Here is a 26,532-nt window from a genome sequence, read left to right as displayed (position 1 = left end):
AGGATGCCCCATGCGCATGGCCAGCCTGCCGATTGCCGTCATCATGCAGCGGCGCTCATTGAACCACCGCTGGGCCTCGGAGTCGTGGTCGGCCGTCGGCGTCGTCGCCGACGGCGGCTTGCCGCCGTATCGCGTGCTCAGCCACGAGCCGGCGCGCGAAACCTATCTGGTCGGCGGCCTGACGCTCGACCTGTATCCCGATGAAAACGACGGCTACTTTGAAAACTGCGTTGCGCCGGAAGCCAAGGTCTTCATCAAATGGCGCATGACGGACGGCCGCGCGATGCCGGTGCAGGCATCGGTCAGTTACGCCGACGGCGCCCGCATGTTCGATTCGGGCGAGAGCGCCGACGGCGTCGCCATGCCGGCTGACATCCACGCGTGGCTGGCAGATTACCTGCGCACGCACTACGAGCCGCCTGCGCGGCGCGGCAAGGAGTACAAACAACGCAAGCAGGGCGAGCATGCCGGCTGAACGCTTTTTCCAGCGCTGGTCGCGGCTGAAAGCCGAACCTGCCGCGCCGGTGGCGCCCGGCACGCCGAGCGACCCGGCAGCCACGGCCCCCGCTGCGCAGGCGCCCATCCCACCAGGCGGGCAGCCGGCCCGGCAGGCGCACGCAGGCAGCGAAGCGGCGCACCAGCCCACCCTGGACGACGTGGCGCGGCTGCACGCCGGGTCCGACTATGCGGCATTCGTCGCACGCGGGGTCGACACGTCGGTCCGGCGCGGCGCATTGAAAAAGCTGTTCGCCGATCCGCATTTCAATATCGGCGATGGGCTCGACCTGTACATGGGTGACTACAACAAGCCCGATCCGATTCCCGCCGCCATGATGAGCGCACTGCGCCACACCCAGAGCTTCTTCGCCCAGGCCTACCCGGACAAGAAGGAAGGCGATGCTGCCGACGCGCCAGCGCTGGAGGCCGGCGACACAGGCGCGCCCGTGACACTGGCCCGGCAGCAAGCGCAGCGGCCCGACAGCGCCGGCGCCGCCTGTTCCACCGACGACGCATCTTCAACCGACGCCGCCGGTTCCACCGAAACCGCCTTTTCCACCGACGCCACCTGCGAGGTTCACCGATGAATGACCGGCCCGCCATCGACTGGGTGCAGGAACACCGCAACGCCGCCGCCCGCGCCGCCGCGCTGGCCATTGCGCTGCCGCCGCCATCGGACACCCTGCAGACGGTTACCTACACATCGGCCGGCACCACCCTGATCATCGGCAGCGCGGAACGCGCCCTGCCGTGCGCCGACCAGCTGTGCGGCGTGCTGGCCGTGACCGTGCTGCTGACCAGCCCGCCAAGCGCGGCCCCGCAACCGCTGCGCGCCTACAGCGTCATGCACTGCGCCGACATCCAGGTCAGCGGCTGGCTGGGCGCATTCGATGCCCGCTGGCGCGATGCCGGCCGCGGGGTAATGCGGCGCGAGGGCAAGTTCGACCTGGTGCTCGACCTGTCGCCCGAGCCGCTCATCGAGGCCCACCAGAAGCCGCATGGTTATGTTGCGCCAGGCGTCAGCGAAGCGGGCATCGCCGCGGCGATCGCGGACCTGGCCCAGATGATCGGCGAATTCGAAAAGCCGAAATATTTCAAGTACAAGGAAAGGCTGTGCGCGCACAGCCGCAACGGCCAGACCGGCTGTAACGCCTGCATCGACATCTGCTCGGCAAAGGCAATCGCCAGCGTGGGCGACCTGGTGCGCGTCAATCCTTACCTGTGCGCCGGCTGCGGCGCCTGCACCACCGTCTGCCCGACCGGCGCGCTGGCCTATGCCTATCCGGGCGCGCCCTACACCGGCGAGCGCCTGCGTACCGTGCTCGCGCACTACCGGCGTGAAGGCGGGCTCGATCCGGTGATCCTGTTCCATGGCGCCGGACAGGGCAGCGAGCTGGTGTCGATGCTCCACGCACACAGCGAAGGCGCGCCGCGCGGCCTGCCGGCGCGGGTCATTCCGATGGAACTGCATCACATGGCATCGGCCGGCATCGACGTCTGGCTGAGCGCGGTGGCGTACGGCGCCAGCGGCGTCGCCGTCGTCGTCACCGGCGCGGAAGCGGCGCAGTATGCCGACGCGCTGGAAGACCAGATGGGAATGGCGCAGGAAATCCTGTCCGGCCTCGGCTACGCCGGTGTGCATTTCCAGCTGGTGCGCGCCACCACCGCTGCCGGCCTGGGCGAGGCGCTGGCCGGCGCGCCGGCCGGCGTGGCGCCGCTGCAGCCTGCCACCTTCCACGTTGCCCAGGAAAAGCGCAACGCCCTCGACATGGCGCTCGACCACCTGTTCCGTCACGCCACGCTGAAACCGGCCCACGTGCCGCTGCCGCCGCGGTCGCCATTCGGCGCGATCACTGTCGACCAGGGCCGTTGCACGCTATGCATGTCGTGCGTTGGCGCCTGCCCGTCATCGGCCCTGATGGACAGCGACAACGCGCCACAACTGCGTTTCGTGGAAAAAAATTGCGTGCAATGCGGCTTGTGCGCCAACACCTGCCCCGAGGACGCCATCGCGCTGGTGCCGCGCATGTCGTTCGCCGGCAACGCAAACCAGGCCGTCCTGCTCAACGAAACCCAGCCGTTCTGCTGTATTCGTTGCAGCAAGCCCTTCGGCACCGTGCTGATGATCCAGAGCATGCTGGGCAAGCTGGCGCAGCACAGCGCCTTCCAGGGCAACCTCGACCGCATCCGCATGTGCGGCGACTGCCGCGTGATCGACATGCTGCAGTCCCAGGGGACGGGCGATGCCAGCAAGCTCCGGTAAGCGCCACTAACGGCGCGAAAAACAGCAGCAGCGAACGCGTGCGCACTGTATCTGCGCCCCGTAAAGCGTTATGATTTTCGTTTCGATCACAACGCCATGATGGTGCGAACCAGCAGGATTTTCGCCGGTGCAAACTGGTCTGCGGTCTCGCCCATGCGGAGGGGGAGAGATGTCGATCGCAACCCGGCAAGACGGCAACAAGGGCGCGCCATCGCGCGATCGGCGCGCCACTCACGATAGTTGCGTGGGCCCGGCGGGCGCCGATCCCGGCGCCGAATATGCCAGGCTGACGCATGAACTGCGCATCAGCGAGGAGCGCCTAGAGTTCGCGCTCGAGAGCACCGGCGAAGGCGTCTGGGACTGGAACATCGCTGCCGACACGGTGTTTTATTCGGCGCGCTTTCGCGCCATCCTCGGCCTGCCCGACGACGCGCGCGACGATACCGGCTACTGGTGGAGCCGCATCCATCCGGGCGACGTGGCCGATCCGGCCAAATTCGCCCACTACCTGCTTGGCCTGGAGCGGCGCCTGTTCGTTTGCGAACATCGGCTGCGGCATGCCGACGGCCATTGGGTTTGGGTGGAGACACGCGGCAACATCGTCGCGCGCGATGCCGATGGCAAGCCGCAGCGCATGGTCGGCACCATCACCGACATCACCGCCACAAGACTGCTGCGCGAAGAACTCGAAACCAGCCACCAACTACTTGCCAAGCTGACCAGCCAGGTGCCCGGCGCGCTGTTCGAGTTCGTCATGCAGCCGGACGGACAGCTGGTGTGCACCTACATCAGCGCGATGAGCGAAGAGATGTTCGAGCACACGCCGAAAGAAATCGAAGACGACATCAATTGCCTCAATAGCCGTATCTACCAGCCCGACCGTGCGCGCCTGCGCCAGTCGCTGCGCCTGGCGGCCGACAGCATGCAGGCCTGGCAGATTGATTACCGCGTGATGCTGCCAAGGAAAGGCCTGTGCTGGCGCGAGCTGTGCGCCAGGCCGACCCGCAACGGCGATGGCGCCATCACCTGGCATGGTTTCACCACCGACATTTCCGACCGCAAGCGCAACGAACACACGATCCGCCAGTTCAATGAAAAGCTGGAGCGCCGCGCCCACTACGATGCACTCACCGGGCTACCGAACCGCGTACTGTTCCGCGACCGGCTGGAGCAGGAGATGAAGCACGCGCAAGGCGCCGCCCACGCGATGGCGCTGCTGTTCATCGACCTCGACCGCTTCAAGGAAGTCAATGACCTGCTCGGGCACGATGCCGGCGACCAGTTGCTGACCGGCGCGGCGCGCCGCATCGAGCGCTGCCTGCGGCCCGGCGACACCGTGGCGCGGCTGGCCGGCGACGAATTCACCGTCATCCTCGCCGACATGGCCGAAACCTCGCACATCGAACAGACCGCGCAGGCGATCCTCGACGTGTTGCGCCAGCCATTCCAGCTGGGCATCGAGCAAGCGTACGTGTCGGCCAGCATCGGTGTGGCCGTGTATCCTGGCGACGGCAGCGAGCCGGAAGAACTGATGCGCCACGCCGACCATGCGATGTACCGCTCCAAGGGCAGGGGGCGCAACCAGCTGACCTTCTTCGAAGCGGGCATGCAGGAAGCGGCGATGCGGCGCCTCACGCTCAGCAGCGAACTGCGCCGCGCGCAAGAGGCTAAGCAGCTGGAGCTGCATTTCCAGCCGATCGTCGACGGCGCCAGCGGCGCCGTCTGCAAGGCCGAAGCCCTGCTGCGCTGGCGCAGGCCGAATGGCACGCTGGCGCTGCCGGCCGACTTCGTCTGGATCGCCGAAGAGACCGGACTCATTCACGAGATCGGCAACTGGGTCTTCCGCGAGGCCGCGCGCTGGTCGCAGCGCTGGAGCGGCATGCTCGGCAAGCCTTTCCAGGTCAGCATCAACAAGTCGCCTGTGCAATTCCAGCCGCACGCGCGCTCGATGAACTGGATCAGTTACCTCGACCAGTGTGACATGCCGCACAATAGCATCGCTGTCGAGATCACCGAAGGCGTGCTGCTGAACCTGACCGACGACGTGCACGAGCGGCTGGACGAATTGCAGCGCGCCGGCATGGAAGTGTCGATCGACGACTTCGGCACCGGCTATTCGTCGATGAACTACCTGAAGCGGCTCGACATCGATTACCTGAAGATCGACCGCTCCTTCGTCAGCGAAATGCTGCACGACCACACCAGCCGGACCATCACCGAAACCATCATCGTGATGGCCCATAAACTTGGCTTGAAAGTCATCGCCGAAGGCGTCGAATCGGCCGAGCAGCGCGACTGGCTCGCGGCCCAGCACTGCGATTACCTGCAAGGCTTCCTGTTCGGCCCGGCGGTGCCGCCGGAAGACTTTGAGCAGCTGCTGGCCGGCAAGCCATTGCTGGACGCGCCGCCGCATCGGCTACAATCCCCTTCCTGAATTACTCCACGATAAATCATTGGCTGCTTGCCAAAAGGGGATCGAATGAAGTTACGTTTGCTGTTGTTGGGAACGGCTGTCGCGGCCGGCAGCGCCATCGCTGCGCCGCGCGGCTTTACCGTCGAAGACCTGGTCGCGATGGAGCGGGTCGGCGCACCGGTGCTGTCGCCGGATGCCAGCCGCGCCGTGTACACCGTGCGCACTACCGAACTGGACAAGAACCGTGGCCATACCGAGCTGTGGATGGTGGACCTGCGCGCCGCCAAGCCGGTGCCGCAGCGCCTGACCAACCATGCCGCCAGCAGCAGCGACCCGCAATGGGCGCCGGCGGGCGACGCCGTCTACTTCCTGTCGGGCCGGTCCGGCTCGTCGCAGGTCTGGCGCCTGCCCCTTGGCGGCGGCGAAGCGGCGCGCGTGACCGATCTGCCGCTCGACATCGACAACTTCCGCCTGGCGCCGACTGGCGAGCGCATCGCCATGAGCGTGTCGGTGTTCCGCGACTGCGCCGACCTCGCATGCACCAAGACCCGCCTCGACCAGGCCAGCAAGAAAAAAGCCTCGGGCCGCGTGTACGACCGCATGTTCGTGCGCCATTGGGATACCTGGGCCGACGGCCGCAACGCCGTGCTGTACTCGGCCCCGATCGACAGCAGCGGCAAAGTCAGCGCCGCACCGGTCAGCCTGAGCGGCAGCCTGGACGGCGACGTGCCATCCAAGCCGTTCGGCGACCATGAGGAATACCGTTTCAGCCCGGACGGCAAGACCATCGTGTTCTCGGTGCGTATCGCCGGCAAGGAAGAATCGTGGTCGACCAACTTCGACCTGTACAGCGTGCCGGCCGCGGGCGGCGCGGCGCCGCGCAACCTGACGCCGGACAACCCGGCATGGGACGCCAAGGGGACGTTCTCGCCGGACGGCCGCACCTTGGCCTACCTGGCGATGGCGCGCCCTGGTTTTGAAGCCGACCGCTACCAGGTCATGCTGATGGATGTCGCGACCGGCAAGAAGCGCAAGCTGGCCGAGAACTGGGACCGCTCAGCAGGCGACCTGCGCTGGACCGCCGACGGCAAGACCCTGGTGGTCGATGCGCAGGACGTCGGCCATCACCGCCTGTTCGGCATCGATGTCGCCAGCGGCAAGGCGACTCCCCTGACGGGCGCCGGTTCGGTAGGCGGCTACGATGTGCGCGGCGATACCGTCGCGTATTCCCTGTCGACGCTGGAGTCGGGCGCGCAGCTGTTCAAGGCCAAGCTGGGCGGCAAGCCGGTCCAGCTGACCTGGCAGAACCGCGAAGCGCTGGCCGATGTCCGCTGGGGCCAGTACGAACAGTTCTCGTTCGCCGGCGCCAACGGCGCCACCGTCTACGGCCACGTGATGAAGCCATGGAACGCGGTGCCGGGCCAGAAATACCCGATCGCCTTCCTGGTGCACGGCGGCCCGCAAGGCAGCTTCGGCAATGGCTGGAGCTACCGCTGGAACCCGCAGGTGTACGCGGGCGCCGGCTACGCCACCGTGTTCATCGACTTCCACGGTTCGACCGGCTACGGCCAGGCGTTCACCGATTCGATCAGCAATGACTGGGGCGGCAAGCCGCTGGTCGATTTGCAGAAGGGCCTGGAAGCGGCAGTGGCCAAGTTCCCGTGGCTTGACCGCGAGCGCAGCTGCGCGCTGGGCGCGTCCTACGGCGGTTACATGATGAACTGGATCCAGGGTAACTGGTCCGACGGCTTCCGCTGCATCGTCAACCACGACGGCGTGTTCGACAACCGCGGCATGGCCTACGCCACCGAGGAACTCTGGTTCACCGAGTGGGAAAACGGCGGCACCTACTTCGCCAAGCCGGACAACTACGAGCGTTTCAATCCGGTGCACCACGTCGCCAAGTGGAAGACCCCGATGCTGGTAATCCAGGGTGAAAAGGATTACCGCATTCCGACCGAGCAGGCACTGGGCGCCTTCACTGCGCTGCAGCGCCGCGGCATCGAGAGCAAATTGCTGGTGTTCCCGGATGAGAATCACTGGGTGCTGAAACCGGCCAATTCACTGCTGTGGCATCACACCGTGATCGGCTGGCTCGACCAGTACCTGAAGCCGAAGAAATAAGCGCAAGCCACTTCGAAAACCCGCCTGATGGAGCGATCAGGCGGGTTTTTTTTCCCCCAGGCCACCCTATAATCGCGTCCGCCACGCGGCGTCAGTATGGAGTCCCGCGTGCGCGGCAATGACGTGCCTAGCGGGCGGCGCTGTTTCTGGCATGTCGCGGATCGGCGTTACAGGGTTTCAGCCTCGGCATCGTTGCGCAGCGCCTGTGTGACTTTCGCTTCGGTCAGCTCGGCCGCGCACAGCTCGATGAAGCGGTAGGCGTAGCGGCGCAGGTAGTGGCCGCGCCGCACCGCGATGCGCGCCACGTTCTCGGGGAACAGATGGGTGCTGTCGAGCTGGCGCAGGGCGCTGTCGCGCAGCGGATCCACCGCCATCGATGCGACGATGCCCACGCCGAGCCCCAGCTCGACATACGTCTTGATCACATCGGCGTCCAGCGCCGACATCACGATATCGGGCACCGCCCCGGCGGCCGCGAATGCCTGGTCCAGGTGGGTGCGGCCGGTAAAGCCTTCGTGGTAGGTAATGACGGGATAGTCGGCGATCGCGTCAAGCGTCAGCGGCCGCACGTCTTGCAGCGGATGGCCGGCCGGCACGATCACCGAATGGTGCCAGCGGTAGAAGGGGAAGGATGCGAACGCGGGCACATCGGCCAGCGCCTCGGTCGCCACGCCAATATCGGCCTCGCCATCGCGCAGCAGCTTGACGATCTCGCCCGGGCTGGCCTGGTGCAGCTTCAGGTGGACTTTTGGGTACGCCCGCTTGAACTCGGTGATCACGGCCGGCAAGGCATAGCGCGCCTGCGTGTGCGTGGTGGCCACGGTCAGCTGGCCGACGTCGCGCTGGCTGTACTGGTCGCCCAGACGCTTGATGTTGCCCGCCTCCAGCAGCATCCGCTCAACCATGACCAGCAGTTCGCGCCCCGGTTCGGTGAGCCCCAGCAACCGCTTGCCCTTGCGCGCGAACAGCTCGATGCCGAGCTCATCTTCGAGATCCTTGATGTGCTTGGACACCCCCGACTGCGATGTGAACAATGCCGCGGCCACGTCGGTCAGGTTGAAGCCGCAGCGCACGGTTTCGCGAATGATGCGCAATTGTTGGAAGTTCATGATGGTTCCGGAATGCTGGTCTGGCAGCCAGTCTATGCCGGGAGGCCCTGCATCCCGAAATACAGAATCCGCAACAATTTATTACTAAAAGAGCTAAGCGGGCGCGCCGCTGCCTTACTTCGACGCATAGATCTGGTCGAAGGTGCCGCCGTCGGCAAAGTGCGTCTTCTGCGCCTTCTGCCAGCCGCCGAAGGTGTCGTCCACGGTAAAGGTCTTGAGTTTCGGAAAGCGCGCCACATCCTTCGGATCGGCCAGTTCAGGCTTGACCGGACGGTAGTAATGCTTGGCGATCAGTTTCTGCCCGACCGGCGAGTACAGGTAGTCCAGGTAGGCGGAGGCCAGCCGGGTGGTGCCGCGGCGCTCGGTCACGCCTTGCACCACGGCCACAGGCGGCTCAGCCAGCACCGATACCGACGGCACCACGATCTCGAACTTGTCCGGCCCCAGTTCGTTCACCGACAGGAAGGCTTCGTTTTCCCATGCGAGCAGGACGTCGCCCAGGCCGCGCTGCACGAAGGTGTTGGTCGAGGCGCGCGCGCCCGAATCGAACACCGGCACGTGCTTGAACAGTTCCGCCACGAAGGCCTTGGCCTTGTCGTCGCTGCCGCCGGGGCGCTTCAGCGCGTAGCCCCAGGCCGCCAGGTAGTTCCAGCGCGCGCCGCCCGAGGTCTTCGGATTGGGCGTGATGACCTGGACGCCCGGCTTGACCAGGTCGCCCCAGTCCTTGATGCCCTTCGGGTTTCCCTTGCGAACCAGGAACACGATGGTCGAGGTATACGGCGAGCTGTTGTTGGCGCGGGCCTTTTGCCAGTCGGCCGGCAGGCGTTTGGTCTTTTCGGCGATGGCGTCGATGTCGTAGGCCAGCGCCAGCGTGACGACGTCGGCTTCCAGCCCGTCGATGACGGCGCGCGCCTGCTTGCCCGAACCGCCATGCGACTGGCGCACCGTCACGGTGTCGCCAGTCTTGTCCTTCCAGTATGTGGCGAACGCCTTGTCATAGTCGGCATACAGTTCCCGGGTCGGGTCGTAGGACACGTTCAGCAAGGTGGTTTGCGCCAGCGCGGCCCCGGCCAAGCCGGCGAGTCCGGAAAGCAGGGCGGCAACGATGACAGCACGGCGGGCAGGGCGAAGCATGGTTTCCTCGATGTGGTGGAGTGGGTATGGATCGAGTCTAACGGCCGGATTCGCGAAATCGAACCAAGAAATTCTGCATTGCTTATCAGTTAATTAGTAAATACGCAATTGCTATTTGGCGGCAGAGCGGCCGGCTTGGCGGTGCGCCGAGGGAATCAGGATCTGCGCTGGCGCCGCGTGTAGAATTAGCCCTTCATCGCAGCTAACTGCACATCGCACATGACCGTGTCCCACGATTCGACCGCTACCGCTGCCAAGGCCAGGCCGTACTCCCTCGGGCGCCTGGCTGGCGTGACCGCCTTGCTGATTGCGGTCCTGGGCGCGGCGACCGCGGCGATGTTGTATGTCAGTTACCACGACGCGGTGCGTGCCCAGCAGGCCAGCCTGCGCAACCTGGCCATCGCCTTCGCAGCCCAGACCCTGACCGTGGCACAGGCGGTCGACCAGGTCACGCTCCAGGTCGGACGTGCCTACCGCAACAACGGCGCCTTGCCGCCGCCGCTGGCGCCGTATTTCGACGGCAACGGGCCCGCCCAGCAGTACCTGCTCGGCGTGCACCTGTACGATGCCAGCGGGCAGCTGGTGGCCAGCGCGGCCCCCCCTGGCGCCGCCGGCGCCCGCCTGCCTTCCGCTGGCGCGCCCGCGCGCCCCCCGCTGCTGGACAGTTCGGAAAGTGTCAGCGTCACCATCAGCAATGTCGATCCCGGTAGCGGCCGCGGCGTCATCAATTTTGCCCGTGCCATCAGCGACTCCCGGGGCGAGCGTATCGGCACCATCCTGGCTCGGGTCGATTCCGAACGCTTCGAGCAGATCTACATGCTGCTCGACATGGGTCAGGGCGGCTCGGTCACGCTGCTCCAGCGCGACGGTACCATGCTGGTGCGCGGCCCGATCCTGCCGTGGGCCATCGGGCGCAGCTTCAGGAACACCATCTTATTCACCGACAAGCTGCCGGTGGCCGAACGCGGCGGCTTCCAGTCGGTGAGCCCGGTCGACGGCATCAACCGCCTGTACGGCTACGATTCGGTACCCGGCTTCCCGCTGGTGATCATCACCGGCATGGACCTGGGCGATGCGCTGGCCGACTGGTATGGCCGGCTCTGGACCGCGCTGGCTTTCTTTGGCCTGATCTCGCTGTCGCTGGCATTGCTCGCGCGCAGGGTGGCGCGTGAAGCCACGCGCAAGGCGGCACTGATCGACAAGCTCGCCGCCAGCGAAGCGCGGGCAGGCGCAAGCGCCGATTACCTGGCCAATATCCTCAACGCGGTCGGCACCCCGATCTGGGTACTCGACAGCGCGCGCCGCTTCGTCATGATGAACGAGGCGTTCAGCCGCTTCGTCGGGCGCCCGGCGGCCGAGCTGAACGGCCGTCCTGAACACGAGGTGCTCGATTCCAGCAACCTGGACGACCGTGAGCGCCGCTACCGCCACGTTCTGGACGGCGCGCCCGGCAGCGCGGCGGTGGCCCAGTTGCGCGACGGCAGCGGCGAAGCGCGGACGGTGATCCAGATGTCGTCCAGGCTGGTCGATGAAGCCGGCCACCCCCAGGTGGTCAGCGTGCTGACCGATATCACCGAGCGTCAGCGTGCCGAGCAGCGCCTGGCCTACCTGGCCGACTTCGATGCGCTGACCGGACTGCCGAACCAGAACCAGTTCCGCCGCGTGCTGGAAAACGCCGTCGCCGATGCCGCCGCTAACGGGCGCAGCATCGGCATCGTGGTCGTCTCGCTCAAACGGCTGCATGAAATCAGCGACCTGCTTGGACAAGACGCAGGCGAGCGTGCGTTGCGCCAGGTCGGCGAGGCCTTCCACACGCTGTCGCCGCAGGCAGTGGTGGTGGCGCGCATCAAAAGCGCCGAATTTGCTGTCGTGATCGCCGCCGACCGCGGCCGCCTGTCGATCGACGAATTCGTGCTCGGCCTCCAGCAACGGCTGTCGGGCCCGATGACGATCGGCGGACGCGACTTTTACCTCGGTCCGGTGATGGGGGTGTCGGTGTTCCCGGACGATGGCGCCAGCGCGGACGAGCTGTACCGGCGCGCCGAAAGCGCCCGCAACCGCGAGGGCGGCAGCGAGGAAGATACGATCCACTTCTTCTCCCCCAGCACCCATACCGACCTCGACGAACGGCTGGCGATCGAAGCGCAACTGCGCCGCGCGCTCGAGCGCAAAGAATTCCGCGTCGAGTACCAGCCCAAGGTCAGCATCCGTGACGGCCGCATCGTCGGCTTCGAAGCGCTGCTGCGCTGGTCCAACCCGGTGTTGGGCGAGGTTTCGCCAGTCCGCTTCATTCCGATTGCCGAGCGTACTGGCCTGATCATTGCGATCGGCGCCTGGGTGCTGGAGGAAACCTGCCGCCAGATGGGCAGCTGGGCGGCGGCGACCGGCGCGCCGGTCAAGGTCGCGGTAAACCTGTCGCCGCGCCAGTTCCATCAGAAGGACCTGCTGCCGAGCATCCGCGATTGCATCGCGCGCTGGGGCGTGGCAGCGGGATCGCTGGAGCTGGAGATTACCGAAACCGCGCTCGTCAGCCGCGAACAGGAAGTCGATGTGCTGATGCGCGGCATCCGCGCGCTCGGCGTCGAATTGTCGATCGATGATTTCGGCACCGGTTACTCCAGCCTGGCCTACCTGAAGCGTTTCCCGGTGCAGCGCCTGAAGGTCGACCGCGCCTTCATCCGCGACCTCGGCCAGGACGACGACAGCGCCGCCATCGTTCACTCCGTCATCAGCCTGGCGCGCAACCTGAAGCTGCTGGTGGTCGCCGAGGGCGTCGAGACCGAAGAGCAATTGTCGATGCTGCGCGAGATGCAATGCGACGAGTTCCAGGGTTACCTGTTCAGCCGGCCGATCGCGGCCGACCGGGTGCTTGAAATGCTGGAAGCGAACAAGTCGCTGGCCTGATGGCCGGCGTGAAGAAACATGTCAACGAGACAGTTCTGCCGCGCGTTTTCTTCTTGGCATTTCGCCATCTAACGAGGAAAACGCGATGAACAAATTCAGTATTGCAGTAGCCGGTCTGCTGTTGTCGGGCCTGGCCTTTGCCCAGGCACCCGTCGCCTCGGCGGTCACCGCTCCCGGCGCGCAGGGCTGCGAAATGCGCGCGATCGACAAAAACGGCAAGAACCTGGCCGGCGCGGCGAAGAAATCGTTCATGAAGAAGTGCGAAGCCGACGCCATGGGTCCGGCGGCGCAAGCCTGCGAAGCGAAGGCGATGGGCAAGAACGGCAAGGCGCTGGCCGGCGCTGCGAAGGCGTCGTTCATGAAGAAATGCGTCGCTGACGCGCCGAAGTAACGCCACAGCGCCGAAGGCCGGGCGGAAGCGCGCAGCGTGATCCGCCGGGCTGGAGTCAGCGCGGCGGTCATGCGGCCAAGGACGCCGCGCTGTGCCGCCCTGCCAAGGGTGACAGCGCCGGCCGGTCGACCTTGCGTTCACAATAGCGCCAGGTCGGGCCCGCCCTTCTTGCCCAGCCACGTGGTGTCAAAGCGCTTGCGCACCGCCGCCAGCGCCGCGTCATCTCCGCGCTGGCGATACACCTCCATCAAGCCCCTGAGCGCCCATCCATTGCTGGGCGTGCGCGCCAGCGAGGCGCGAAATACTTGCTCTGCCTCATCAAGTTTGCCAGTGCGCAGCAAGGCTGCGCCGAGTGACTGGCGCACCGGGTAATACCAGTATGGCGGCTCGGTGTAGGGCAGGGCGTCCTGCACCGCGATGGCCTCCTGGTATGCCTTGATCGCGCCCGGCAGGTCGTTGCCGGCGTCGGCAAGCCGCCCGGTCGCGACGGCCCGCGCCGTCTGCACGATGGCTTGTGCCGGCACACCCCAGTCGGCGATCGGCTTGAAGTCGGCGGTGCGCTCCAGCTGGGCCAGCGCGTCGATTTCCTTGCGGCTCGCGGCCAGCGCCCCTTGGCGGGCAAAGCCGGTGGCGCGGGCGTAGTGCCACATCGCCTTGACCAGCACGAAATCCGGGCCCGGATCGGGCAGCGCCACCAGTACATCGGGGCTGCTGAACTGCACGTGCGAGAAATACGGCGCGGCCTTGACCGGCTGCATGCCGGAAAATTCCTTGACCAGTTCGGGCGGCAGCGACTTGTCCAGCTTGGCCGCCGCGTCGAGCGCGGTCTTGCCGTCGCCGCCCATCAGCGCCGAGACCATCACGAAGTGGATGTTGTGGGGATAGTAGGCGCCCCGGTAAACCGGGTCGCTGCCCGAACGGCGGAAGTAGCGCTCGTCCACCGCGATGGCGTCGAGGTTCGACTGCAGCGCCTCCTTGTACAGGCCGATCCGGTAATAGATATGCGAGGGCATGTGCACCACGTGTCCGGCGCCGGGGATCTGTTGCGCCAGCACCCGCGCGGGCGCCAGTGCTTTTTCGGGAGTGACCGACGCTTCCATCGCATGGATGTAATAGTGCGCGGCACCGGGGTGAGTGGGATTGCGTTCGAGCACGCGCTCAAGCGCGTCGACCAGCTCGGCGGTACGGTTCTTGGGCCTGCTGCCGCCGGCTTCCCAGTAGTCCCACGGCGACAGGTCCATCAGCGATTCGGCAAACAGGACCTGGATGGTGTCGTTGTTGGGAAATGCGCGGGCCGCGTCGGCCATGGCGTCGGCGTAGGCTTTGTCGAGCGCCGTGCGGTCTGCGCCCGGGGATGCGTCATAGCGGCGCGCCACGGCGCGGATCAGCGCCTGTTCCGGCGGCGTGGCGCCGGCAGCGAGCCGGACGGCGCTGGCTGCCGCTGCCACCGCCGGGGCAACCGCAGCCGGGAACATCGGCGCGTTGATGTTTGGCCCGAGCACCAGCGCCTCGCCCCAGAAGCACATCGCGCAATTGGGATCGAGCTGCTGGGCGGCACGGAAGGCGCGCGCAGCTTCGGCATGGTTGAATGCGAACGTCAGCCGGATCCCCTGGTTGAAATACGCCTGCGCAGCGGCACTGCGCGTGCTGACCGGGACATGCAGTTTGCCCAGGTCCTTGAACAGTGGCGGCTTCTCGACCGCGATGGGGGCCTGCGCTTGCTGGCTGGGCCTGAACGGCGCGGTTTCGGCCTGCGCCAGCACCAGTTGCTCGAGCAGCGGCGGGCGCCCCCCGCGGGCCGGTGCGCAGCGCGCGCCGTCGGCAAACAAGGGGTCGAAGGCCGCGTCAGGCTGACGTTCGGCCAGTGTCGGCGTGAACGACAGCCCCATGCACGCTGCGCCGGAAAGCGCAACTGCCAGCTTTATCTTTTTCATCATCGCCCCTTCTGCGGATGCATCCGCTGAACGTTGGTTAGAGCCGCGTCGTTTTTTCGAGTTCCACATTACCTGTATTTACCGGATGCCGGCACGATCATCGGCGCAACCGGCCGTGATTGCCTTGCGCGCATTCTTGTGCCAGCATGCATCGACTTAATATTCCGGACGATATCGATGCCTACGCCAATCCACACTTTCCTCGCCACCGCCTTGCTGGCACTGTCGATCAACGCCAGCGCCGACACCGCCGTCACGCTGGTCCACGCCGGCCACCTGCTGGACCGGCCCGGCCAGGCGCCGCGCGGCGCATCGACGCTGGTGCTCAGGGACGGCAAGGTGCTTGAGGTGCTCGATGGCTTCGTCAATCCCGAGCGCTACGCCGGCGCCGCCGTGATCGACCTGCGCAACCGCTACGTGCTGCCAGGCCTGATCGACAGCCATGTGCACCTGACCAGCGACCGCGCCGGTATCGAGGGCCAGCTGGCCGGCGTCACCGACAGCGTCGCGGCGGGCGCTTACGAGGCGCAGATGAACGCCAGGAAAACGCTGCAGGCCGGATTCACCACGGTGCGCAATCTTGGCGACGGCAACGGCATCACGCTGGCGCTGCGCGACGCTATCGCCAGGGGCTGGGTGCAGGGTCCGCGCATCATCGACGCCGGCACCTCGATTTCCACCACCTCTGGCCACATGGACGGCCGGCTCGGCTACTCCGACTGGGTCCAGCATGGCGTCGCCACCACCAACCTGTGCGACGGTCCGGAAAGCTGCCGCAAGGCGGTACGCATGCAGATCGGGCGCGGGGTCGATGTCATCAAGATCGCCACCACCGGCGGGGTCAACAGCGTGATCGGCGCCGGCGTCAACAAGCAGATGTTCGACGATGAGGCGAAGTCGCTGATCGAGGCGGCTCACCTGTATGGCAAGAAGGTTGCCGTGCACGCGCACGGCGCCTCCGGCATCAACCTGGCGCTGGCGGCCGGCGCCGACTCGATCGAGCATGGCACCCTGCTCGACGACGAAGGCGTCAAGCTGTTCCTGAAATCGGGCGCCTACTACGTGCCGACCCTGTCGACCATCAACGGCTACAAGGAGCGCATCGCCAACAACCCCGATGCCTACCCGCCAGCGGTGCGCGCCAAGATCGACTGGCGCATCGGCATCACCGGCAAGGCCTTGCGCCAGGCCCACGCGCGCGGCATCAAGATCGCGTTCGGCACCGATGCGGGCGTGTCGAAGCACGGCCGCAATGCCGATGAATTCGAATTGATGGTCCAGTTCGGCATGAAGCCGGCCGAAGCGATCAAGGCGGCCACGGTGAACGCCGCCGACCTGCTGGGCATCGGCGCCGTGGCCGGCTCGCTCGAAGCCGGCAAGAGTGCCGACCTGATCGCCGTTGGCGGCGATCCGCTGGCCGATGTCAGCGTGCTCAAGAGAGTCGCGTTCGTGATGAAGGCTGGCGAAGTGGTCAAGCACCAGCAGTAAATCCAGGGGAGGGGGAGAACTTGGCGCGCCGCGCTGCGTCAAATGGTATCAATCCCAAACAAGGAGAATGTGTCATGAGCACGCCCACTCCCTTCCCCACGTCAGGCCAGGCGCCGCGTCCGCCCGACGCGCCTGACTTCGACGCCATCAAACAGCGCCAGCAGGCAATTTGGGCCAGCGGCGACTTCGCCGTCATCGGCGTCACCTTGCAGATCATGGGTGAGTCGCTGGCCGAGGCGGCCGATATCCGCGCCAATGAAAAGGTGCTCGATATCGCCGCCGGCAACGGCAACGCCACGCTGGCGGCGGCGCGCCGCTTTGCCAAAGTCACTTCCACCGATTATGTGCCGGCGCTGCTTGAAAAAGGCCGCCGCCGCGCCGAGGCGGAAGGCCTGCAGGTCGACTTCCGCGAAGCCGACGCCGAAAACCTGCCGTTTCCCGATGCCAGCTTCGACGTCGCCATGTCCACCGTCGGCGTGATGTTCGCGCCCAACCACGCCCGCTGCGCCAGCGAAATGCTGCGGGTGGTGCGCGATGGCGGACGCATCGCCTTGGCGAACTGGACGCCAGAAGGCTTCGTCGGCCAGCTGTTCAAGGTCATCGGCGCCCACGTGCCGCCACCGGCCGGCGTCAAGTCGCCCGCGCTGTGGGGTACCGAAAGCTATCTGGCCGAGTTGTTCGGCGACCGCGCGGCCAACATCCAGGTCACGCGCAAGCTGTTCAATTTCCGCTACGCGTCGCCGCAACACTTTTTGCAGGTGTTCCGCGATTTCTACGGCCCCACCTGCAAGGCGTTCGCCGCGCTCGACCCGGCTGGCCAGCAGGCACTGGAGAAGGACATCCTCGCCGTGCTGGACCGCTGTAATATCGCCGGCCCATCATCGCTGGTGGTACCGGGCGAATACCTGGAAGTGGTCATCACGAAACGCAGCGGCTGACCAGTGCGCAGCGCGACGGCACTTACTGCTTGCCGTCGCCGAGCCGGATACGGTCTTGCTCGAACGAGCGGGCCAGTTCGTCGCGCGCCGCCTGTTCGATGGAGATCCGGGTCTTCTCGTCGCGGTAATGCGGGAAGATCGTATCGAGCGTCGACAGGTTGTGTGCGCGGAACTTGACCCTTGCGCGTTCGGCAAGCGCCGGTTCGATGCCCATGCGCTCGAGCGCTTGCTGGCCGATCAGCAAGGCCGACTCGAAGGTTTCGCGTTCGACCTGTTCGACGCCGCGGGTGCGCAGTTCGTACAGGTGGGTAAGGTTGCGCGCCCGGGCGATGATTTTCAGATCAGGAAAGTTTTCGCGGACGACATCGGTCAGTTTCAGGCTGGCATCCATGTCATCGATCGCGTTAACCAGCAGGTGCGCCTTGTCCGCCTGGGCGGCGCGCAGCAGGTCGAGGCGGGTGGCATCGCCGTAGAACACGCGCATGCCGAACTTGCGCACCAGTTCGATCAGGTCGGGGTCGTTGTCCAGAACCGTGACCTTGAAGCCCGACGCGATCAGCATGCGGGCGGTAATCTGTCCGACCCGGCCCATGCCCGCGACGATGACTCTTGCGCCATCCGGTTCGATCACGTCCGGTGCCTTGGCCGGTTTGGCGTGCAGGCGGGTGCCCAGCCAGTTGCCGGCCATGACCGCCAGCGGGGTCAGCGCCATCGACACGGCGACCACCACCACCAGCGTTTCGTTGATCGCCGGCGGCAGCACCTGCGCATCGCGCGCGACCGCGAACACCACGAAGGCGAATTCGCTGCCCTGCGCCAGCAAGCCGGCAAACTGCCAGCGCTGCACCGCCGGTATCGGCAGGGCGCGTGCGATCAGCGCCAGCAGCCCCATCTTCAACAGCATGTAGGCGAGCGTCAAACCCAGGATCGTGAGCGGACCGTCGGACAGCAAGCCGATGTTGACCGACATGCCGACCGAGGTGAAGAACAACCCCAGCAACAAACCCTTGAACGGCTCGAGGTCGGCCTCCAGCGCCCTGCGGTATTCCGAGCCGGCCAGCAGCACGCCGGCGAGGAATGCCCCCAGGCCCATCGACAGGTCGGCCAGGATCATCAGCTGGGCAATGCCCAGCACCAGCAGCAATGCGAACGCGGTAAAGATTTCGCGCAGGCCGGTCTTGGCGATCAGCCGCAACGCCAACGGCAGTGCGTAGCGGCCGATCACCAGCACGGCGGCGATCACGGCGGCGGCCAGCGGCCAGTTAAAGCCGGGACCGCTGGCGGCGGCCGTGCCGAGCAGGGGCGTGATGACCAGCAGCGGAATGGCCGCCATATCCTGGAACAGCAGGATGGCAAACGCCGCCCGGCCCGCCGGAGTATGGTCGAGGTGGCGCTCCTGCATGTTCTGCACCACGATGGCGGTCGACGACAGCGCCAGCGCGAAGCCGGCCACCAAGGCGGCGCCCCAGCGCAGGTCCATCAGCCAGGCCGCGGTGGCGAGCGCCATGCCGCACAGCGCCACCTGGAAGGCGCCGCCGCCCAGCACCAGCTTGCGCATGGCCAGCAGTTTTTTTGGCTGCAGCTCCAGGCCGATCAGGAACAGCATCAGCACCACGCCGATCTCGGCTATATGACTGATCAGCTCGACATTTTTCACCATCGCCAGGCCCCAGGGGCCGATGATGCAGCCGCCGATCAGGTAGCCGAGCACCGAGCCCAGTCCGAGCCGCTGGGCCAGCGGCACCAGCGTGACGGCGGCGATCAGGAAGACGATGGGGGTCAGGAGAAGTTCATGCATGGGGCGATGGGCAAGGATGGAGTTGTCCCGGGTTGCTGCGCCGGGCGCCTGGCCGCAAGGCCTTGGCAGGATTATATCGGCCCGCAAGATACCTGGTGTAAGTGCGCGGGAGCCCGGGGTGCGCTATGATCTTTCTTCATCTTATCCAACGACTAATTGCCCATTATGAAAACCAAAGCCGCAATCGCATGGAAGGCCGGCGCGCCGCTGACGATCGAAGAAGTGGACCTGGAAGGTCCGAAGGCCGGCGAAGTGCTGGTCGAGATCAAGGCCACCGGCATTTGCCACACAGATTACTACACCCTGTCGGGCGCCGATCCGGAAGGCATCTTCCCGGCGATTCTGGGACATGAGGGTGCCGGCGTGGTGGTCGATGTCGGACCGGGCGTAACGTCGGTGAAAAAAGACGATCACGTGATTCCGCTGTACACGCCGGAATGCCGCCAGTGCAAGTTCTGCCTGTCGCGCAAGACCAACCTGTGCCAGGCGATCCGCTCGACCCAGGGCCGCGGCCTGATGCCCGATGCGACCTCGCGCTTCTCGATCGACGGCAAGCCGCTGTTCCACTACATGGGCACGTCGACGTTTTCGAACTACATCGTGGTGCCGGAAATCGCGCTGGCCAACATCCGCAAGGACGCGCCGTTCGAGACCGCCTGCTACATCGGCTGCGGCGTGACCACCGGGGTCGGCGCGGTGGTGTTCTCGGCCAAGGTCGAAGCGGGCGCGAATGTGGTGGTGTTTGGGCTGGGCGGCATTGGCCTGAACGTGATCCAGGCGGCCAAGATGGTTGGCGCCAACAAGATCATCGGTGTCGACATCAACCCGGCGCGCATCGAGATGGCCAAATCCTTCGGCATGACCGATTTTATCAATCCAAAGGAAGTGGCGAATGTGGTTGACCACATCGTCCAGTTGACCGACGGCGGCGCCGATTACTCGTTCGAGTGCATCGGCAACACCACAACGATGCGCCAGGCGCTCGAATGCTGCCACAAGGGCTGGGGCCAGTCGTACATCATCGGCGTGGCGGCGGCGGGCGAAGAGATCAGCACCCGTCCGTTCCAGCTGGTGACCGGGCGCGAATGGAAGGGGTCGGCCTTTGGCGGCGCCCGCGGACGTACCGACGTACCGAAGATCGTCGACTGGTACATGGAACGCAAGATCCGTATTGACGAGCTGATCACCCACCGGTTGCCGCTCGAACGGATCAACGAAGGCTTCGACCTGATGAAGCGCGGCGAATCGATCCGTTCGATCGTCGTGTTCTAAATCGATCTGCAATATGAATAACGGCGCAGCGCGCCGTTATTGTCCTGATACGGCCAGACGCCGTTGTTAGCGTGATACTCACGCGCCCCCTATATAGAAGAATGTGACATGAGCGACAGAGAAAAAACGGCGATTGCCGAGTTGGTATTTGCACTTGGAAAAGCAACACGGCGCGCGAACGATAACGCGCGCGGCCAGGCCAGCGTCGCCGAGCTGACGGCGATGGCGAACAACTTGCTGGAAGCGGGACATGGGAAAATTGCCAACGACATACTGCTGGTGTTTGTCGCCGGTTTCGAAGAGGGTGATCCTCCCGAGCGGCGTATTGATCCGGAAAATCGCTGACCGGCACAGGCGATGAAGAGGGTCATCTTCCTTTGCCTCGTGTTATAGAATTTATTGGCTCGCTACTTCGGCGCAAGCCGATTCTTCGTGACCTTTGCCGATGCGCCGATGATAACGGCGCTCCCGCCAGCAGGACATCTTCACCATCAGGGAATGGAGGAGATGCGAGCTTTTCTCTTGCCGGGCCAGGCATGGCTGGCTGGGACGATGCTGATGGATTTATTGGCCGCCGGGATGGCGATTTTCGGCAAGCGGCGACATTGAGGCAGGAAAATCCCGGCTGTTTCAGGCGTCCTACGCCCTGTGAGGCCGGTCAGCCGAATCGCTTGGCTCGGACAGCGCGCGGTGCACCTGCGCCGTGATCTGGTACGAGCGCAGGCGTGCGGCATGGTCGTAGATCTGCGACGTGATCATCAGCTCGTCCGCACCGGTGCGGGCGATAAACTCCTGCATCTGGCGCTGAACGGTATCCGGCGCACCGATCGCCGAGCACGACAGCACCTGCTCCAGCATGGCACGGCCGGTCGGTCCGATCTGCTCCAGGTAGCCCGCCACCGGCGGCTGCAGGCGCGAAGCGCGGCCGCTGTGCAGGTTGACAAACGCTTGCTGCATCGAACTGGCCAGCAATTGGCCTTCAGCGTCCGTATCCGCCGCGAATACGTTATAGCCGAGCATCACATGTGGCTTGCCCAGCTGGGCCGATGGCCTGAAGTTGCTGCGGTAGAAGTCAATGGCTTGCATCATCATCGTCGGCGCGAAATGCGAGGCGAATGCGTACGGCAGGCCCAAATGTGCTGCCAGCTGCGCGCCGAACAGGCTCGATCCAAGAATCCAGATTGGCACCTCCAGCCCGGCGCCCGGCACCGCCTGTACCGAGCGGCGCGTCGAACCGGCGAAGTAATCCATCAGTTCGACGACATCTTGCGGGAACTCGTCCGCGTTCGACGCCAGGTTGCGCCGCATCGCGCGCGCGGCGGCGTGGTCGGAACCGGGCGCGCGTCCAAGGCCCAGGTCGATTCGGCCCGGGTACAGCGACTCGAGCGTGCCGAATTGCTCGGCGATGACGAGCGGGGAGTGGTTCGGCAGCATGATGCCGCCGGCGCCGACGCGAATCGTCGAGGTGCCGCCGGCGATGTAGCCCAGCAGCACAGCGGTAGCCGCGCTGGCAATGCCCGGCATGCCGTGATGTTCGGCCAGCCAGTAACGCTGGAAACCCCAGCGTTCCGCGCTCTGTGCCAGGTCCAGGGAGTTGTGAAACGAGGTGCGGGCGTCGCTGCCTTCGGTAATAGGGGAGAGATCGAGTACGGAAAACGGAATCATGACTTCTTTCGAGTGCGCAAATGAATGTTCTCTTAATTATGGGGGCGCCAGCGGCATTTGAAAGTGTTAGATTTTTTGCTCTTGCTGTTTCGATAACGGCTTTTTGAAACCGTTGCGTGCAAGCACCACTACGTATAATCCGCTCCCCAAAATAGTGCTCTGCAGAAAAAGTTACGGTATCGTCGAGTATTGCTCCGCGTCCATACATGACGATAGGTGGGCGACTTCACATACCGTCAATGAAAACCTCGATTGCAGCCAGCCGCCAGTTCATGGTTGGCACCAAGCTCACTGCCTTTACCCTCGGTTTGATCGCCAGCATTTTCTTGGCGTTCATCCTGTTCGTCGTGCACACGATGTCCGGTTCCATGGAACGCAGGAGTATTGAACTTGTCAATACGCAGGCGGACGGCGTCAAGACCATGATCGAGACCTTCAACCGCACCCAGCTTAATGCGGTCGAGAAGTTTTCGCGCGTCTTTGCCAGCTTGCTGCCGGGTACGTTCTCGGTGGACGCCAGCCGCACGCTCGATACCGGCGGCAAGGACTTGCCAGTGATGAAGCATGACGAGACCGACCTGAACCTCAATTTCGAGTCGGTCGACCGCTTCTCGGCCATGACCGGCGGGAACGCGACGATCTTCATCAAGCAGGGCGATGACTTCATCCGCGTGGCAACCTCCGTCAAGAAGGCCGATGGCAACCGCGCGGTCGGCACCAACCTGGGCAACAAGCACCCGGCTTATAGCAAGCTGATGCAGGGGGAGACATTCCGCGGCATGGCGGTGTTGTTCGGCAAGCCGCACGTGACCGAGTATGTGCCTATCAAGGATGCCAGCGGCCAGGTGCTGGGCATCCTCTATGTCGGCATCGACATTTCGAGCGAAGTGGCGGCACTGAAGACGCGGATCAAATCGCTGAAGGTCGGCGAGACTGGCTACTTCTTCGTGGTTGACGCGAAGGCGGGCGATACCTTCGGCACCTTCGTCGTCCATCCTGAACAGGAGGGCGAAAAGGGCCTGGAGCGCCGCGACGTCGCCGGCCGCGAATTCATCAAGGACATCCTGCAAACCGGCGAAGGCATGATGCGCGTCACCCCGCAGGACCAGCAAGGCGTCGCCGAGCGCGAGCGCATCGTTGTCTACCAGACCAATAAGGATTGGAACTGGACCATTGCCGGCATCGCCTTCGTCGACGAAATCAACTTTGAAGTGACCAGCCTGCGCAACCAGTTGCTGGCCATTGGCGTTCTCGCCTTGCTCGGTTTCGCCGCGGCGCTGGTATTCATCGTGCGCCACGTCGTGACCAAGCCGCTGCGCGTTGCCACCGACGCCGCTGAGCGCCTGGCGCATGGCGACCTGACCGTGCAGCTGGCCGCCGCCAGCCAGGACGAGATCGGTCAGCTGCTGACGGCCATGAATGGCATCAGTAGTGGCCTGGCCGGGGTTGTCGCGACCATTCGCGACGGCACTGAACAGGTTGCGACGGCGTCTGCGGAGATTGCGGCGGGTAACCAGGATCTGTCGTCGCGGACCGAACACCAGGCCGGTTCGCTTGAAGAAACGGCATCGTCGATGGAGCAGTTGACGGCAACGGTTCGCCAGAATGCCGACAACGCCCGCGAAGCGAACGACCTTGCGTCTTCGGCATCGTCGGTGGCCGTCAAGGGCGGCGACGTTGTGTCCCAGGTGGTCGCGACCATGGGCCAGATTAACGATTCATCCAAGAAAATTGTCGACATCATTGGCGTGATCGACAGCATTGCATTCCAGACCAATATCCTCGCGTTGAACGCGGCGGTGGAAGCGGCCCGCGCCGGCGAGCAGGGCCGTGGTTTTGCGGTGGTCGCTTCGGAAGTGCGTTCCCTGGCGCAGCGCTCAGCTGCGGCGGCGCACGAAATCAAGGCCCTGATCGGCGATTCGGTCGACAAGGTGGAGACTGGCAGCAAGCTGGTCGGCATCGCTGGACAGACCATGAACGACGTCGTGCTGAGTGTCAAGAAAGTCACTGACATCATGGGCGACATCATGGCCGCCACCAAGGAACAATCGGTTGGCATCGACGAGGTCAACCAGGCCATCGTGTCGATGGACAAGGTCACCCAGCAGAACGCGGCACTGGTCGAGGAAGCCTCGGCTGCTGCTCACGCGATGCAGGACATGGCCGCCACGCTGGCGCAGTCGGTCAGCGTGTTCAAGCTCGACGGCGCCAGCCAAGGCAAGCCGGTCGCGCTGCTCGGCCAGTACTAAGCATCAGCGCGGCGCCGCGAACACCTGGGTCCAGTAGATCCGTTCGCCGGTGCGGCTCTGGTTGATCGCATACGCGGCGCCCATCTCGGTAAAGCCGCCCTGCATGATGTTGGCGCAGTGGCCCGGGCTCGACAGCCAGCCCGCCACCACTTCGGCCGGCGAGTTCTGGCCGGCAGCGATATTCTCGCCGATCCGCAGCCAGCGGTAGCCGGCGCGCACTGCGCGCTCGGCGGCCCCCTGGCCATCGCGGCCCTTGTGGCTGAAGTAGCGGTGCGCGGCCATGTCGCGGCTGTGGCTCAGCGCCGCGTCGCCTAGCGTGCCGTTCCATGTCACCTGCCGGGCAGCCGGAAAACGTTGGGTGCCGCAGCTGCGCGCCTTGGCGCGCGCATCATTGACCGCGTCAAGAATGGCCTTTCCCGCGGTTTCCGAATCAGGTAGAAAATTGCTCGCCGGTGGGGGCGCCGGTTCGGCCAGCACGATCTGCCAGCTGTCGCCGCGGCGCGACGCGCCAATCTCGGAAAACGTTGGATTGAGCAGCGTGCTGCAGTACGGTGTTTCGATCGCGGCCATCGCCGCGCGCGCGTCGGGCGGGCCCGTCACGGAGATCGCCTCGGCCCGCGCCACCTTGTAGCCGGCCTGCTCGATCGCATGCTCGAGCAAGGTTCCCGTCGTGACCGCGACGCGGCCAAGCGCCGGATCCATCGCCAGCGGCGCCAGCGGCGCCGTGCGGCGGCCGTCGCAAGTGCGCGGCGAGGCGCGGTAGGCATTGATCAGGTCGACAAGTTGCGCGCTACCCTGGGCCTGCGCAGGGCAGGCCAGCAACACGCTGGCGGCGGCGAGCAGGCCGGCGGCGAGCTTGCTGGGCGTGAAGGGCGGGGGAGTGATGGTCAAATGATGGGCCTGTAATCTACTGACAGGAAAGGATACACCGCAAGCGGCCGCGCGCGATCAGGGCGCTGGGGTTTTTTGACTGCCGCAGCGCGCAGTTTGCTATGCTAACGCCTTTCCAGGGGCCGCGAACGCCGTCCGCCCTGGCGCCATTTCATTAGGGAGCAGCAAACATGGCCTCTTTGCAAGAGCAGTTTTTGAAAGCCGGACTGGTCGACAAAAACAAGGTCAAACTGGTCAACCAGGATAAGACCAAACAGAAGAAGGTCGAACGCCGCACCGGCACGGTGACGGTCGACGAAGCGCGGGTCGCCGCCCAGGAGCTGCAACGCAAGAACGCCGAGCGCGCGCGCGAACTGAACGCCCAGCGCGATGCGGCCGCGTCGCAGAAAGCCATCGCGGCGCAGATTGCCCAGATGGTCAAGCTGAACCGCCAGAGCAAGGGCAATGGCGATGTCGCCTACAACTTTACCCACGGCAGCAAGATCGACCGCATCTATGTCTCGGCAGCGGTGCAGGCGCACCTGATGGCCGGACGCCTGGTCATCGTCTGCCTTGCCGGCGCGACCGAACTGGTCCCGCGCGTCATTGCCGACAAAATCGCCGAACGCGATGCCTCGCTGGTGGTCCGGGTCAAGAAGGTCAGCAACGAGGTCGACGAGGACGATCCATACGCGGCCTTCCAGATCCCGGACGACCTGATGTGGTAATCGGCAAGCTACTGCCGCTGCGCTTGTAGCTGCTCGCGCAGCTGCTGCGCATTCGACTGCGTGTAATCTTTATCGAGCTCAAGGTTGACCAACTGCTTGAGTTCGGGATCGAGAACGCTGCGCAGCACGCCAAGGAACTTGGGCGCGGCGACCAGCGACAGTTTCTGGAACTGGCCTTCGCGCAAGCCTGCCACCAGGCGCGCCGACACATCCTTGGCAAACGCTTCGGCCTCGCGCTCATCCGGTGTCTGCTGCGGTTCGTACTGGGTGCTTGGCAGCGCGCCGCCGGTGTTGTGGCTGCTCTGGCCTGCCGCCAGCGGGCCGATCCGGTCGGTGTATTTTTCGTTGACGCGCATGCGCGCCGACGTGTTGACGAGGCTATCGACTTCCTGCAATGCGCCATCCGGCTTCGACTCGGCAAAAATCCGGGCCCGGCCAGCGTTGGCGGAAACAATCCAGACGGTATCCATTGGTATCCCTCCATGTCAAAAGAACGCATTGATATCGACAGGCCGGCGACCGCTTGCGTGTAGAGCGGTTGTGCAAGTCTATCGTATGCCGCTGTCGGCGGTGGCACGATTAGGCACGCGCTGGTGTTCAAAATTCGCGACGCGCCGGCAATTTTACGTGCGTGGATTTATGAATTAAGGTAAGTTTTCGTCAGGACATCATTTCGACCGCAGCATCTGTCTCTCTCCTTGACGCCAACATGAAAAATACCACGGCTGCGACCCCCTACAACGTTCCCGCCCGC

21 protein-coding genes are annotated in these 26,532 nt (G+C 64.9%); 14 read left to right on the top strand and 7 right to left on the bottom strand.

The window, feature by feature from the left end:
* Positions 1 to 10: 10 nt before the first annotated feature.
* From I4X03_RS00465 to I4X03_RS00445, 5 genes are all read left to right on the top strand, one after another.
* Positions 11 to 475 (top strand): DUF3305 domain-containing protein, encoded by a 465-nt coding sequence (locus tag I4X03_RS00465; protein WP_223464185.1) that lies wholly within the window; start codon positions 11 to 13, stop codon positions 473 to 475.
* On the top strand, positions 465 to 1,085 hold the full coding sequence (locus tag I4X03_RS00460) for a DUF3306 domain-containing protein (RefSeq protein WP_223464178.1): 621 nt from the start codon (positions 465 to 467) through the stop codon (positions 1,083 to 1,085). Before I4X03_RS00465 ends, I4X03_RS00460 begins: the two co-directional genes overlap by 11 nt.
* The gene (locus I4X03_RS00455; RefSeq protein WP_223464177.1) at positions 1,082 to 2,761 is read left to right on the top strand and encodes a 4Fe-4S binding protein; all 1,680 of its coding nucleotides are present in this window, start codon (positions 1,082 to 1,084) and stop codon (positions 2,759 to 2,761) included. Before I4X03_RS00460 ends, I4X03_RS00455 begins: the two co-directional genes overlap by 4 nt.
* Before the next feature lie 169 nt (positions 2,762 to 2,930).
* On the top strand, positions 2,931 to 5,195 hold the full coding sequence (locus I4X03_RS00450; protein ID WP_223464176.1) for a putative bifunctional diguanylate cyclase/phosphodiesterase: 2,265 nt from the start codon (positions 2,931 to 2,933) through the stop codon (positions 5,193 to 5,195).
* 45 nt (positions 5,196 to 5,240) lie between these two features.
* On the top strand, positions 5,241 to 7,298 hold the full coding sequence (locus I4X03_RS00445) for a S9 family peptidase (protein WP_223464175.1): 2,058 nt from the start codon (positions 5,241 to 5,243) through the stop codon (positions 7,296 to 7,298).
* A gap of 167 nt (positions 7,299 to 7,465) precedes the next feature.
* On the opposite strand, the gene I4X03_RS00440 is transcribed toward I4X03_RS00445, so the two are convergent.
* The gene (locus tag I4X03_RS00440) at positions 7,466 to 8,407 is read right to left on the bottom strand and encodes a CysB family HTH-type transcriptional regulator (RefSeq protein ID WP_223464173.1); all 942 of its coding nucleotides are present in this window, start codon (positions 8,405 to 8,407) and stop codon (positions 7,466 to 7,468) included.
* Positions 8,408 to 8,521: 114 nt separating this feature from the next.
* Complete coding sequence (locus I4X03_RS00435) at positions 8,522 to 9,541, bottom strand: sulfate ABC transporter substrate-binding protein (RefSeq protein ID WP_223464170.1); 1,020 nt, start codon at positions 9,539 to 9,541, stop codon at positions 8,522 to 8,524.
* A gap of 219 nt (positions 9,542 to 9,760) precedes the next feature.
* On the opposite strand from I4X03_RS00435, the gene I4X03_RS00430 reads away from it, so the two are divergent.
* Positions 9,761 to 12,445 carry a bifunctional diguanylate cyclase/phosphodiesterase gene (locus I4X03_RS00430; protein WP_223464169.1) on the top strand — a complete coding sequence of 895 codons (2,685 nt, stop codon included), beginning with the start codon at positions 9,761 to 9,763 and terminating at the stop codon, positions 12,443 to 12,445.
* Between the two features lie 85 nt (positions 12,446 to 12,530).
* Positions 12,531 to 12,836 carry a hypothetical protein gene (locus tag I4X03_RS00425; protein WP_223464166.1) on the top strand — a complete coding sequence of 102 codons (306 nt, stop codon included), beginning with the start codon at positions 12,531 to 12,533 and terminating at the stop codon, positions 12,834 to 12,836.
* A 137-nt stretch (positions 12,837 to 12,973) separates the two neighbouring features.
* Here I4X03_RS00425 and I4X03_RS00420 read toward each other — a convergent pair whose 3' ends face one another.
* Positions 12,974 to 14,773 carry a hypothetical protein gene (locus I4X03_RS00420; protein ID WP_223464164.1) on the bottom strand — a complete coding sequence of 600 codons (1,800 nt, stop codon included), beginning with the start codon at positions 14,771 to 14,773 and terminating at the stop codon, positions 12,974 to 12,976.
* 174 nt (positions 14,774 to 14,947) lie between these two features.
* Between I4X03_RS00420 and I4X03_RS00415 the strand changes: the two genes are divergently transcribed.
* Positions 14,948 to 16,258, top strand: a complete 1,311-nt coding sequence (locus I4X03_RS00415) for a metal-dependent hydrolase family protein (RefSeq protein WP_223464161.1) — start codon at positions 14,948 to 14,950, stop codon at positions 16,256 to 16,258.
* A gap of 74 nt (positions 16,259 to 16,332) precedes the next feature.
* Positions 16,333 to 17,196 carry a class I SAM-dependent methyltransferase gene (locus I4X03_RS00410; protein WP_223464157.1) on the top strand — a complete coding sequence of 288 codons (864 nt, stop codon included), beginning with the start codon at positions 16,333 to 16,335 and terminating at the stop codon, positions 17,194 to 17,196.
* A gap of 22 nt (positions 17,197 to 17,218) precedes the next feature.
* On the opposite strand, the gene kefC is transcribed toward I4X03_RS00410, so the two are convergent.
* Positions 17,219 to 18,994 carry a glutathione-regulated potassium-efflux system protein KefC gene (gene kefC / locus I4X03_RS00405; protein WP_223464155.1) on the bottom strand — a complete coding sequence of 592 codons (1,776 nt, stop codon included), beginning with the start codon at positions 18,992 to 18,994 and terminating at the stop codon, positions 17,219 to 17,221.
* A gap of 165 nt (positions 18,995 to 19,159) precedes the next feature.
* On the opposite strand from kefC, the gene I4X03_RS00400 reads away from it, so the two are divergent.
* The 3 genes from I4X03_RS00400 (at position 19,160) to I4X03_RS00390 (ending at position 20,875) form a co-directional block, all read left to right on the top strand.
* Positions 19,160 to 20,266 (top strand): S-(hydroxymethyl)glutathione dehydrogenase/class III alcohol dehydrogenase, encoded by a 1,107-nt coding sequence (locus tag I4X03_RS00400; RefSeq protein ID WP_223464153.1) that lies wholly within the window; start codon positions 19,160 to 19,162, stop codon positions 20,264 to 20,266.
* A 108-nt stretch (positions 20,267 to 20,374) separates the two neighbouring features.
* Positions 20,375 to 20,611, top strand: coding sequence for a hypothetical protein (locus I4X03_RS00395; protein ID WP_223464151.1), 237 nt, complete (start codon positions 20,375 to 20,377; stop codon positions 20,609 to 20,611).
* An 87-nt stretch (positions 20,612 to 20,698) separates the two neighbouring features.
* The gene (locus tag I4X03_RS00390; protein WP_223464149.1) at positions 20,699 to 20,875 is read left to right on the top strand and encodes a hypothetical protein; all 177 of its coding nucleotides are present in this window, start codon (positions 20,699 to 20,701) and stop codon (positions 20,873 to 20,875) included.
* A 30-nt stretch (positions 20,876 to 20,905) separates the two neighbouring features.
* On the opposite strand, the gene I4X03_RS00385 is transcribed toward I4X03_RS00390, so the two are convergent.
* Entirely contained in the window at positions 20,906 to 21,931 is a 1,026-nt protein-coding gene (locus tag I4X03_RS00385) for an LLM class flavin-dependent oxidoreductase (RefSeq protein WP_223464146.1), read from the bottom strand.
* Between the two features lie 239 nt (positions 21,932 to 22,170).
* On the opposite strand from I4X03_RS00385, the gene I4X03_RS00380 reads away from it, so the two are divergent.
* Complete coding sequence (locus tag I4X03_RS00380) at positions 22,171 to 24,180, top strand: methyl-accepting chemotaxis protein (RefSeq protein WP_223464144.1); 2,010 nt, start codon at positions 22,171 to 22,173, stop codon at positions 24,178 to 24,180.
* Between the two features lie 3 nt (positions 24,181 to 24,183).
* Here the strand turns inward: I4X03_RS00380 and I4X03_RS00375 are convergent, their stop codons facing one another.
* Positions 24,184 to 25,071: a CAP domain-containing protein gene (locus I4X03_RS00375; protein WP_223464139.1), complete on the bottom strand. Its 888-nt coding sequence runs from the start codon at positions 25,069 to 25,071 to the stop codon at positions 24,184 to 24,186.
* A 170-nt stretch (positions 25,072 to 25,241) separates the two neighbouring features.
* On the opposite strand from I4X03_RS00375, the gene I4X03_RS00370 reads away from it, so the two are divergent.
* Positions 25,242 to 25,778 carry a DUF2058 domain-containing protein gene (locus tag I4X03_RS00370; protein WP_223464137.1) on the top strand — a complete coding sequence of 179 codons (537 nt, stop codon included), beginning with the start codon at positions 25,242 to 25,244 and terminating at the stop codon, positions 25,776 to 25,778.
* Positions 25,779 to 25,786: 8 nt separating this feature from the next.
* On the opposite strand, the gene I4X03_RS00365 is transcribed toward I4X03_RS00370, so the two are convergent.
* Positions 25,787 to 26,248 (bottom strand): host attachment protein, encoded by a 462-nt coding sequence (locus tag I4X03_RS00365; RefSeq protein ID WP_223464135.1) that lies wholly within the window; start codon positions 26,246 to 26,248, stop codon positions 25,787 to 25,789.
* Positions 26,249 to 26,532: the final 284 nt, after the last annotated feature.

Origin of the sequence: Massilia soli (assembly GCF_016809835.1) — a bacterium.
GTDB classification, from domain to species: Bacteria; Pseudomonadota; Gammaproteobacteria; order Burkholderiales; family Burkholderiaceae_D; genus Telluria_A; species Telluria_A soli.
This window is presented reverse-complemented; position numbering and strand designations above follow the sequence as displayed.